Annotated in this window: 9 protein-coding genes; 8 read left to right on the forward strand and 1 reads right to left on the reverse strand. The window is 72.2% G+C overall.

Annotated elements, in window-relative coordinates:
• Positions 1-111 precede the first annotated feature (111 nt).
• From ACTWQI_RS21365 to ACTWQI_RS21395, 7 genes are read left to right on the forward strand one after another with little or no spacing between them, the layout of a single operon-like run.
• Complete coding sequence (locus ACTWQI_RS21365; RefSeq protein WP_443272732.1) at positions 112-906, forward strand: TIGR03084 family metal-binding protein; 795 nt, start codon at positions 112-114, stop codon at positions 904-906.
• Positions 903-2,594: an acyclic terpene utilization AtuA family protein gene (locus tag ACTWQI_RS21370; protein WP_443272734.1), complete on the forward strand. Its 1,692-nt coding sequence runs from the start codon at positions 903-905 to the stop codon at positions 2,592-2,594. The genes ACTWQI_RS21365 and ACTWQI_RS21370 overlap by 4 nt, the downstream gene beginning before the upstream one ends.
• A complete protein-coding gene (locus ACTWQI_RS21375; RefSeq protein WP_443272736.1) occupies positions 2,591-4,186 on the forward strand; it encodes an acyl-CoA carboxylase subunit beta in 1,596 nt (531 codons plus the stop codon). Before ACTWQI_RS21370 ends, ACTWQI_RS21375 begins: the two co-directional genes overlap by 4 nt.
• A 7-nt stretch (positions 4,187-4,193) precedes the next feature.
• Positions 4,194-6,230, forward strand: a complete 2,037-nt coding sequence (locus tag ACTWQI_RS21380) for an ATP-binding protein (protein ID WP_443272738.1) — start codon at positions 4,194-4,196, stop codon at positions 6,228-6,230.
• A complete protein-coding gene (locus ACTWQI_RS21385; protein ID WP_443272741.1) occupies positions 6,227-7,408 on the forward strand; it encodes an acyl-CoA dehydrogenase family protein in 1,182 nt (393 codons plus the stop codon). Before ACTWQI_RS21380 ends, ACTWQI_RS21385 begins: the two co-directional genes overlap by 4 nt.
• Positions 7,409-7,451: 43 nt before the next feature.
• Positions 7,452-8,243, forward strand: coding sequence for an enoyl-CoA hydratase family protein (locus tag ACTWQI_RS21390; RefSeq protein WP_443272744.1), 792 nt, complete (start codon positions 7,452-7,454; stop codon positions 8,241-8,243).
• Positions 8,231-8,854 carry a TetR/AcrR family transcriptional regulator gene (locus tag ACTWQI_RS21395; RefSeq protein ID WP_443272746.1) on the forward strand — a complete coding sequence of 208 codons (624 nt, stop codon included), beginning with the start codon at positions 8,231-8,233 and terminating at the stop codon, positions 8,852-8,854. The genes ACTWQI_RS21390 and ACTWQI_RS21395 overlap by 13 nt, the downstream gene beginning before the upstream one ends.
• Before the next feature lie 85 nt (positions 8,855-8,939).
• Here the strand turns inward: ACTWQI_RS21395 and ACTWQI_RS21400 are convergent, their stop codons facing one another.
• Complete coding sequence (locus tag ACTWQI_RS21400) at positions 8,940-10,040, reverse strand: citrate synthase 2 (protein ID WP_443272748.1); 1,101 nt, start codon at positions 10,038-10,040, stop codon at positions 8,940-8,942.
• A gap of 554 nt (positions 10,041-10,594) precedes the next feature.
• On the opposite strand from ACTWQI_RS21400, the gene pdxH reads away from it, so the two are divergent.
• Positions 10,595-11,224: a pyridoxamine 5'-phosphate oxidase gene (pdxH, locus tag ACTWQI_RS21405; protein WP_443272772.1), complete on the forward strand. Its 630-nt coding sequence runs from the start codon at positions 10,595-10,597 to the stop codon at positions 11,222-11,224.
• Positions 11,225-11,353: the final 129 nt, after the last annotated feature.

Genomic DNA, 11,353 nt, shown 5'->3' on the forward strand with positions numbered 1-11,353 from the left:
TTGCTTGTTTTTGCGATCGCTGTCAGGCTGTCGCGCAGCGCTCCTGCTGACAGGGCGTCAACGTGGTCATGTCTTGTGCGGACACATCAGCCGACGAGGGGAGCGCGTACCGTGTCCGACCCCACCGCCGTACTCGAAGATCTGCGTGCCGAGAGCGACGAACTGGATGCCCTGGTGGCGGACCTGGCTCCCGATGACTGGGCCCGGCCGACGCCCGCTCCCGGCTGGACGATCGCCCACCAGATCGCGCACCTGGCCTGGACCGACCGGCAGGCGCTCCGCTCCACGACCGATCCCGAGGGCTTCGCACACCATGCCGAGAAGGCGATGGCCGCACCGGAGACGTTCGTCGACGAGGGGGCCGCGCGCGGTGCCCGGCAGGCCCCGGACAAGCTGCTGGAGGGCTGGCGGCAGACGCGCGAGGCCCTGCGGAAGGCCCTCGCCGAGCATGCGCCGGACGTACGCATGCCGTGGTTCGGGACGTCCATGAGCGTCGCGTCCATGGCGACCGGGCGACTCATGGAGACCTGGGCGCACGGGCAGGACGTCGCGGACGCGCTCGGCGTGCGCCGTACGCCCACCGCGCGGCTGCGGCACGTGGCCCGAATCGGGTACCGCGCCATGCACTACGCCTTCGCCGTACGTGGCCTGACCCCGCCCACCGCCGACATCCGCGTCGAACTCACCGCCCCCGACGGGTCCCTGTGGACGTACGGCCCACGGGAGGCAGCGCAGCACGTCACGGGCCCCGCGCTCGACTTCTGCCTGCTGGTCACCCAGCGCGCGCATCGCGCGGACCTCGCCGTACGCGCCGACGGCCCGGACGCGGACCGCTGGCTGGACATCGCCCAGGCCTTCGCCGGCCCGCCCGGCCAAGGGCGCCGGCCGTCGGGGAGGTCCGCATGACACCGCGAGAACCCCTGCGCATCGCCAATGCGTCCGGCTTCTACGGCGACCGGTTCGACGCCGTGCGGGAGATGCTCAGCGGCGGTCCGCTCGACGTCCTCACGGGCGACTACCTGGCCGAGCTCACCATGCTCATCCTCGGCCGCGACCGCGCGAAGGACCCCGCGCTGGGCTATGCGAAGACCTTTCTGCGGCAGATGGAGGAGTGCCTGGGGCTCGCCGCCGACCGCGGGGTGAAGATCGTCACCAATGCCGGGGGGCTCAACCCGGCCGGGCTCGCCGACGCCGTACGCGAACTCGCCGCCCGCGTCGGCGTCTCCGTATCCGTCGCCCACGTCGAGGGCGACGACCTGAGTCACCGCGACTGGGGCACCGGCGTCGTCACCGCCAACGCCTACCTCGGCGGCGCGGGCATCGCCGCCTGCCTGCAGGCGGGCGCCGATGTCGTCGTCACCGGACGGGTCGCCGACGCCGCCCTCGTCACGGGCCCCGCGGCCGCGCACTTCGGCTGGCCGGCGGACGACTGGGACGCGCTCGCCGGAGCCGTCGTCGCCGGGCACGTGCTGGAGTGCGGCCCCCAGGCGACCGGCGGCAACTACGCGTTCTTCACCGACCACGACGTCCGCCACCCCGGGTTCCCGCTCGCCGAGATCGACGCCGACGGCTCGTCCGTCATCACCAAGCACCCGGACACGGGAGGCGCGGTGACAGTCGGCACAGTCACCGCGCAGCTGCTCTACGAGACGGCGGGCGCGCGCTACGCCGGACCCGATGTGACCGCCCGCCTGGACTCCGTACGCCTCACCCAGGAAGGCGCGGACCGGGTCCGCATCGAGGGGGTGCGCGGTGAGGCGCCGCCGCCCGCTCTCAAGACCGGTCTGACCCGGCTGGGCGGTTGGCGCAACGAGGTCGTCTTTGTGCTCACCGGCCTCGGCGTCGAGGCCAAGGCCATGCTCGTGCGGCAGCAGATGGAGCGTGCGCTGTCCCGGCGCCGCCCGGCCGAGGTGAGCTGGACCCTGGCCCGTACGGACCGGGCCGACGCAGCCGTCGAGGAGGAGGCGAGCGCACTGCTGCGCCTGGTGGTCCGCGACCGCGACCCGGAGACGGTCGGAAGAGCGGTGAGCAGCGCGGCGGTCGAACTGGGCCTGGCCAGCTATCCCGGCTTCCACCTGACGGCCCCGCCCGGCAAGGGAGCGCCGTACGGCGTCTTCGAAGCGGTGTACGTGGACTCGGCGGACGTGGCGCACACGGCAGTGCTGCCGGACGGCCGACGGGTCGAGGTGCCACCGCCCCCGGCCACCCGCGAGCTCACCGGCCTCGACGAACCGGCGCTTCCTGAGCCCCTCCCGCCGGGCCCCACCCGCCGTGCGCCGCTCGGCCTCGTCGCCGGCGCCCGCAGCGGGGACAAGGGCGGCAGCGCGAACGTCGGCTTGTGGGCGCGCACCGACGACGCCTGGCGGTGGCTGGCCCACACGATGACGACCGACCGACTGCACGATCTGCTGCCCGAGGCCCGTCCGTTGACGGTCGCCCGTCACGTCCTGCCCAACCTTCGCGCGCTCAACTTCACCGTCGACGGGCTGCTCGGCGAGGGCGTCGCCTCCCAGGCCCGCTTCGACCCCCAGGCCAAAGCGCTGGGCGAGTGGCTGCGCTCACGCCATCTGGACATTCCGGAGGTTCTGCTGTGACCGTGCTCGCGTCCTCCCTCGACCCGACGAGCGCCGACTACGCCGCCCACCGGGAGGCGATGCTCGAGAAGCTCGCCGCCCTCTCGGCCGAGCACGCCAAGGCGACGGCCGGTGGCGGGGAGAAGTACATCGCCCGGCACCGGGGGCGCGGCAAGCTGCTCGCCCGTGAGCGCATCGAGTTGCTGCTCGACCCCGATACGCCCTTCCTCGAGCTGTCGCCGCTCGCCGCCTGGGGCAGCGACTATCAGGTCGGGGCCTCCCTCGTCGCCGGTATCGGCGTCGTCGAAGGTGTGGAGTGCCTGATCACCTCCAGCGACCCGACCGTCCGCGGCGGCGCGAGCAATCCCTGGACCCTGAAAAAGGCGCTCCGCGCGAACGAGATCGCGTACGCCAACCGCCTCCCCGTCGTCAGCCTCGTCGAGTCCGGTGGCGCGGATCTGCCCAGCCAGAAGGAGATCTTCATCCCCGGCGGGGCGCTGTTCAAGGACCTGACCCGGCTCTCGGCGGCCGGTATCCCCACCATCGCCGTCGTCTTCGGCAACTCCACGGCCGGGGGCGCGTACATCCCGGGCATGTCCGATCACGTGATCATGGTCAAGGAGCGGTCCAAGGTCTTCCTCGGTGGGCCCCCGCTCGTGAAGATGGCCACCGGCGAGGAGAGCGACGACGAATCCCTCGGCGGCGCCGAGATGCACGCCCGCACCTCCGGCCTCGCCGACTACTTCGCCGTCGACGAGCGGGACGCCCTCCGCCGAGCCCGCCGGGTGATCGCCCGCCTCAACTGGCGCAAGACCCACCCGGATCCCGCACCTGCCGAACCCCCCACATACGCCGAGGACGAGTTGCTCGGCATCGTCCCCGGCGACCTCAAGACCCCGTTCGACCCCCGCGAGGTCATCGCCCGGATCGTCGATGCCTCGGACTTCGACGAGTTCAAGCCGCTGTACGGGCCGAGCCTGGTGACCGGCTGGGCCACCCTCCACGGCTACCCCATCGGCATCCTCGCCAACGCCCAAGGCGTCCTTTTCAGCGCCGAATCCCAGAAGGCGGCCCAGTTCATCCAGCTGGCCAACCAGCGCGACATCCCGCTCCTCTTCCTCCACAACACCACCGGCTACATGGTCGGCAAGGAGTACGAGCAGGGCGGCATCATCAAGCACGGCGCCATGATGATCAACGCGGTCTCCAACTCCCGCGTCCCCCACCTCTCGGTGCTGATGGGCGCGTCCTACGGCGCCGGCCACTACGGCATGTGCGGCCGGGCGTACGACCCACGCTTCCTCTTCGCCTGGCCCAGCGCCAAGTCGGCGGTCATGGGCCCGCAGCAGCTCGCCGGCGTGCTGTCGATCGTCGCCCGCCAGTCGGCCGCCGCGAAGGGTCAGCCGTACGACGACGAGGCCGACGCCGCCCTGCGCGCCATGGTGGAGCAGCAGATCGAGGCCGAATCGCTCCCGATGTTCCTCTCCGGCCGGCTCTACGACGACGGCGTCATCGACCCGCGCGACACCCGGACCGTCCTCGGGCTGTGCCTGTCGGCGATCCACACCGCACCCGTCGAAGGCGCCCGCGGCTTCGGCGTCTTCAGGATGTGAGGCCCCCGTGATCGAATCCCTTCTGGTCGCCAATCGCGGCGAGATCGCCCGCCGGGTCTTCCGCACCTGCCGTGACCTGGGCATCGCCACCGTCGCCGTGCACTCCGACGCCGACGAGAACGCCCCGCACGTCCGTGCCGCGGACGCCGCCGTACGCCTCCCGGGCAGCGCCCCGGCCGACACGTACCTGCGCGGCGACCTCATCGTGAAGGCCGCCCTCGCGGCGGGAGCGGACGCCGTGCATCCGGGCTACGGCTTCCTCTCCGAGAACGCCGACTTCGCCCGCGCGGTCATCGACGCCGGCCTGACCTGGATCGGCCCGTCTCCCGCCGCCATCGAGGCGATGGCATCCAAGACCCGGGCCAAGCAGCTCATGTCGTCCGCGGGCGTCCCCCTCCTGGCACCTCTCGACCCCGCGGCCGTGACCTCCGACGACCTGCCGCTCCTCGTCAAAGCCGCGGCGGGCGGCGGCGGCCGGGGCATGCGCGTCGTACGGGAACTCGATGCGCTTCCCGCCGAACTGGCGGCAGCGAGCGCCGAGGCGTTGTCGGCGTTCGGCGACGGCGAGGTCTTCGTCGAGCCGTACGTCGAGTACGGGCGCCACGTCGAGGTGCAGATCCTCGCCGACACCCACGGCACGGTGTGGGCACTCGGCACCCGCGACTGCTCCCTCCAGCGCCGCCACCAGAAGGTGATCGAGGAGGCGCCTGCACCGGGTCTCTCCGACGAGCTGCGCCGTAGCCTCCACGACGCGGCTACGGAGGCCGCCCGGGCGATCGGTTACGAAGGAGCGGGCACGGTCGAATTCCTCGTCTCCGAGGACGGCCGCCCGCACTTCCTGGAGATGAACACCCGCCTGCAGGTGGAGCACCCGGTCACGGAGTCGGTCTTCGGACTCGACCTCGTGGCTCTCCAACTCCGCGTCGCCGAAGGCGACCATCTCCCCGCTGAACCGCCCGCACCCGTCGGTCACGCCGTGGAGGCCCGCCTCTACGCGGAGGACCCGGCGCGGGGCTGGCAGCCGCAGACGGGGATGCTGCACCGCTTCGAGGTGCCGGGCGCGGTGGAGGGTGCCGGCCCCGGCCCCTCCCGTGGGGACGCCGGGCTGCGGGTCGACTCGGGTTACGTCGACGGGGACCGGATCGGCGTCCACTACGACCCGATGCTGGCGAAGGTCATCGTCTGGGCCCCGAGCCGCACCGAGGCCGTCCGCACACTGACCCGTGCGCTGGCACGCGCCCGGATCCACGGTCCGGTCACCAACCGCGATCTGCTCGTACGCGTGCTCCGGCACCCGGAGTTCGCGAAGGTCGCCGTCGACACGGGCTGGCTCGAACGGCGCCTCGCCGAGGTCACGAGCCCTGAGACGGCTGCTGATGAGGCGCCCGTGCGCCTTGCGGCGCTGGCGGCGGCGCTGGCCGACGCCGCGGCGCGCACCGCCGACGGACCGGTCGGCTCCCGTCTGGGCGGCTGGCGCAACGTCCCCTCCCAGGCGCAGTCCAAGAGCTACCGCTCCGAGCCCGACGGGACCGAGCACGAGATCCGCTACCGCCTCACCCGGGACGGCCTGGCAGCCGACGACGTCCCCACCACACGCCTGGTGCACTCCACCGCGGACCATGTGGTCCTCGAAGTGGACGGCATCCGCCGGGCCTTCGACGTAGCCCGCTACGGCAGCCGCATCTACGTGGACTCCCCGCTCGGCGCGTACGCCTTCACGGCACTCCCGCGCTTCCCGGACCCCGCCACGCGTACCGAACCCGGCTCACTCCTGGCGCCGATGCCCGGCACGGTGGTCCGGGTCGCTGAGCTCACGGTCGGCGACCGGGTCGGGGCCGGACAGGCCTTGCTCTGGCTGGAGGCGATGAAGATGGAACACCGCGTGTCCGCGCCCACCGCCGGAACACTCACCGCCCTGCATGCCACCCCCGGCCAGCAGGTCGAGGTCGGAGCGCTGCTGGCCGTCGTATCCGAGACGCAGGACGACCCCGCGGCCGGCCACCGGACGCCCCGCCCCGCCCCTGAGGAGGAGCCCCCGTCATGACCCCCGTCATCGAGATCCAGGAGCAAGCCGACCTGCGAGCCGCCGTGGCCGCACTCGGCGCGCGCTACGGCCGGGAGTACTTCGTCGCCGTCACCCGGGAGGGCAGGCACAGCGACGAGCTCTGGGCCGAGGCGGCCAAGCTCGGCTACCTCGGCGTCAACCTCCCCACCGAGTACGGCGGCGGAGGCGGCGGGATAGCCGAACTGTCCATCGTGCTCGAGGAACTGGGCGCCGCGGGCTGCCCGCTGCTCATGCTCGTGGTCTCGCCCGCCATCTGCGGCACGGTCATCGCCCGCTTCGGTACCGACGCCCAGAAGCAGCAGTGGCTTCCCGGCCTCGCCGACGGCTCCCTCACCATGGCCTTCGGCATCACCGAACCCGATGCCGGGTCGAACTCCCACCGCATCACCACCACCGCCCGCCGGGCCGCCACCGCCGGCCCGACCGGTGCCGCGGACTGGCTCCTCACCGGCCGCAAGGTCTTCATCTCCGGTGTGGACATCGCGGACGCCACCCTCATCGTGGGACGTACCGAGGACGCCCGCACCGGCAGGCTCAAGCCCTGCCTGTTCATCGTTCCGCGCGACACCCCCGGCTTCGAGTACCACCCGATCGACATGGAACTCTCCGCGCCGGAGAAGCAGTTCGAGCTCGTCCTCGACGACGTACGCCTCCCCGCCGACGCGCTCGTCGGCGACGAGGACGCGGGGCTGCTCCAGCTCTTTGCCGGGCTCAACCCCGAGCGCATCATGACCGCCGCCTTCGCCCTCGGCTTCGGCCGCCACGCCCTCGCCAAGGCCGTCGACTACGCGCGCACCCGCACGGTGTGGAAGGACCCCATCGGCGCCCACCAGGCCATCGCGCACCCGCTCGCCCAGGCGCACATCGAGCTCGAACTCGCCCGTCTGATGATGCAGAAGGCGGCCCACCTCTACGACGCCGGTGACGACGCGGCCGCGGGGGAGGCGGCCAACATGGCGAAGTACGCGGCCGCCGAAGCCGCCGTCAAGGCCGTCGACCAGGCCGTCCACACCCTCGGCGGCAACGGCCTCACCCGCGAGTACGGCCTCGCCTCCCTCGTCACCGCCTCCCGCGTCGCCCGGATAGCGCCCGTGAGCCGCGAGATGATCCTCAACTTCGTCTCGCACCAGACCCTGGGCCTCCCCAAGTCGTACTAGGACGAGCCATACTGATCCGCTCGGATGGGAGTTCAACGCGCTCATGACGGACGTCGAAGCGACCGAGCCGCTGGTGCGCCGCGCCTCTGGACGCGGCATCACCACCCTCACTCTGGACTCGCCGCACAACCGCAACGCGCTCTCCGCCCGGCTGGTGGCCGAGCTGGACGAAGGGCTGGCGGCGGCGGCGAAGGATCCACAGACGCGGGCCGTGGTGCTCACCCACACCGGCGGCACGTTCTGCGCGGGCGCGGACCTGAGCGAGGCGAGCGCCGGTCCCGGCACGGCTGCGGCGGCGGCATCCGGTCCCCTCGGACTCGCGCGGCTCCTCCGTACGGTCGTCGAGCTGCCGAAGCCGGTCGTCGCCAGGGTGACGGGTCATGTACGGGCGGGCGGGCTCGGCCTCGTGGGCGCCTGCGACATCGCGGTGGCGGGGCCGGGGGCGAGTTTCGCCTTCACCGAGGTGCGGCTCGGGCTGGCCCCCGCCGTGATCTCACTGCCGCTGTTGTCCCGTCTCGACGAGCGGGCGGCCGGGCGCTACTACCTCACCGGAGAGCGGTTCGACGCGGCGGAGGCGGCTCGGATCGGGCTGCTGACCCTCGCCGCCGACGGTGATGTGGACGAGGCCCTCGCCCCGGTCCTCGACGGACTGCGCCGGACGTCTCCACAGGGCCTGGCCGAGTCCAAGCGCCTCACCACGGCGCGCGTGCTCCGTGCCTTCGACCGGGACACCGAGGCGATGGCCGAGCTGTCGGCCCGTCTCTTCGCCTCCGACGAGGCACGCGAGGGCATGACGGCCTTCCTGGAGCGGCGGGACCCGGCATGGACGCGGTGACCGGACGGGCCGCCGTGCGCGACCCCAAACAGGACCGCAGCCGGGCCACTCGGCTGCGGCTGCTCGAGGCCGCCGTGTCCTGCCTGGCCGAACACGGTTGGAGCGGCAGCACGGTCACGGTGGTCGCCGAACGGGCCGGCGTCTCCCGGGGAGCGGCTCAGCACCACTTCCCGACCCGCGAGGACCTCTTCACGGCGGCGGTGGAGCACGTAGCCGAGAAGCGGTCGGGCGCGCTGCGGGCGCTCACGCGCGACCTGCCGCCCCGGGGTACGACGGCACGCACCCGGGTGATCGTCGAGGAGCTGGTGGACCTCTACACCGGACCGCTGTTCCGGGCGGCGCTCCAGCTGTGGGTGGCGGCCTCGAACGAGGAGCAGCTACGGCTGCGGGTGACGGCTCTGGAGGCCAAGGTGGGCCGCGAGACGCACCGGATGGCGGTGGAGCTGCTCGGTGCGGACGAGAGCAGGCCCGGTGTGCGCGAGACGGTGCAGGGCCTGCTGGACATGGCCCGCGGTCTCGGGCTGGCGAACCTGCTCACGGACGACACGGCGCGCCGCGAACGCGTGGTGGAGCAGTGGTCCCGCCTCCTGGACGATGCGCTGAACGCCTGAGCCCGCGTTGTGGGCATTCGTTCCTCCCCCAGCTACCGCTGGGAGGTGCCCCCAGGCGGAACAAATGCCCACACCCGGGCGGGTGTCAGTGGGCGATGTCCGCGTAGCCCTCGATCTGGCGCGGATCGCGGGCCGCAGGACCCACGTACCGGGCCGACGGCCGGACGAGCCGCCCGGTGCGCTTCTGCTCCAGGATGTGCGCGCTCCACCCGGCGGTGCGGGCGCAGGTGAACATCGAGGTGAACATGTGCGCCGGGACCTCCGCGAAGTCCAGCATGATCGCCGCCCAGAACTCCACGTTCGTGGCGAGCACCCGGTCGGGACGGCGGCTGTGCAGCTCCGCCAGCGCAGCCCGCTCCAGCGCCTCGGCGACCTCGAAGCGCGGCGCGCCCAGCTCCTTGGCCGTACGGCGCAGGACGCGCGCCCGCGGGTCCTCGGCGCGGTAGACGCGGTGGCCGAAGCCCATCAGCCGCTCGCCCTTGTCCAGGGCCCGCTTCACGTACGCCTCGGCGTCGCCGGTCCGCTCGATCTCCTCGATCATGCCGAGGACGCGGGAGGGCGCGCCGCCGTGCAGCGGACCGGACATGGCGCCGACCGCGCCGGAGAGCGCGGCGGCCACGTCGGCGCCGGTCGAGGCGATCACCCGCGCGGTGAAGGTCGAGGCGTTCATGCCGTGCTCGGCCGCCGACGTCCAGTACGCGTCCACGGCCTGGACGTGCTTGGGGTCGGGCTCGCCGCGCCAGCGCTTCATGAACCGCTCGACGACGGTCTCGGCCTTGTCGATCTCCTTCTGCGGCACCATCGGCAGGCCCTGGCCGCGCGCGGACTGGGCGACGTACGACAGGGCCATGACGGCGGCGCGGGCGAGGTCGTCGCGGGCCTGGGCCTCGTCGATGTCGAGCAGGGGTTTAAGGCCCCAGACCGGGGCGAGCATCGCGAGCGCGGACTGCACGTCCACGCGGATGTCGCCGGAGTGGACGGGAATGGGGAACGGCTCGGCGGGCGGCAGACCGGGTTTGAAGCTGCCGTCGACCAGCAGGCCCCACACGTTGCCGAACGAGACGTGACCCACCAGGTCCTCGATGTCCACGCCTCGGTAACGGAGCGCGCCGCCTTCCTTGTCGGGTTCGGCGATCTCCGTTTCGAACGCGACGACTCCTTCGAGTCCGGGTACGAAGTCGGACATCAGGCGGCTCCTCATGATGTGGTCGACATGCAGCACATGGTCGGCGCATGTGGCTTATGACCAAACTGTCAGATTCGGTCCAGGTTCGGCAGGTGCCGAAACGGTTACGCGGCCGCCCGGGTGCGGCTCGCGGTCCGTATCGACACCCCGGTGATGCCCCGCTCGGGTGTTGATCACCCTGCCGCGGCAGCAAGCGGGCCCGTGAGGGAGCGGGCGGCCTGTGCGGTGGCGTTGCGCCACGGCCATTGCGGTTTGGTCACCGGTCGTGCAGGTCGGTAAAGGGGGCGGTACAGGCCGGACACGATAGCTCGCGGTATCCGGAGGCCACAGTGGCCCAGCGCCTGATTTTGGCGGCTTCGACAGGTGCGGGGAAGCGTGAGATCCGGCACACTGTGCCGTTCCTCTTCGGGAGGGTTAGAGAGGGCCTGGCCGGGGCAAACTGGCCCGGCGCAACCGCGCCGGAGATCATGCTGCAAGATATGCAGGTGCCCGACATCGACCCGCACGAACCCCCCAATCCGCGACCGACTCCGCGTGCTCTGGACCCGGCGGCCATGCGTGAGCACTACCGGGCGCAGGGCCTGGCGGAGGCGGACCTGGCCCCGGAGCCCATGGCGCAATTCACCCACTGGTTCGAGCAGGCCGTGGCGAGCGGGATGTTCGAACCGAACGCGATGGTGGTCTCGACGGCCGACCCGGTCACGGACCGGCCCAGCTCCCGCACGGTGCTGCTGAAGCAGTTCGACGAGCGCGGCTTCGTCTTCTACACGAACTACGGCTCACGCAAGGGCCGGGAACTCACGTCCAACCCGTCCGTCTCGCTGCTCTTCCCCTGGCACCCGATCGCCCGCCAGGTGATCGTGGGCGGGATCGCGGAGCGTACGGGGCGGGACGAGACGGCCGCGTACTTCCGCACCCGGCCGCACGGGTCGCAGCTGGGCGCCTGGGCGAGCGAGCAGTCCTCGATGATCGCCTCCCGTGCGGAACTCGACCGCCATTACGCGCAACTTGCGGACCGCTATCCGCCGGGCGAGCAGGTCCCGGTGCCACCGGAATGGGGTGGCTATCGCGTCCGCCCGGAGACCGTCGAGTTCTGGCAGGGCCGCGAGAACCGTCTCCACGACCGCCTGCACTATGTGCGTGAAGCAACGGGCGCGTGGCGGATCGAGCGCCTCTGCCCCTGACCTCGCCGGTCGGGCCGCTGCCGCGCGGGCGGCGGAGGCGCCGTGTGCCACCGGTGCTGTGCCCGGCCTGCGAGGCCTGACGCCAGTCATCAGCCTCCGGGCAGGGGGCCTGCGCCCGCCTGTTCCTGG

The sequence above is a fragment of the Streptomyces sp. KR80 genome, from assembly GCF_052245555.1.
Lineage (GTDB): Bacteria > Actinomycetota > Actinomycetes > Streptomycetales > Streptomycetaceae > Streptomyces.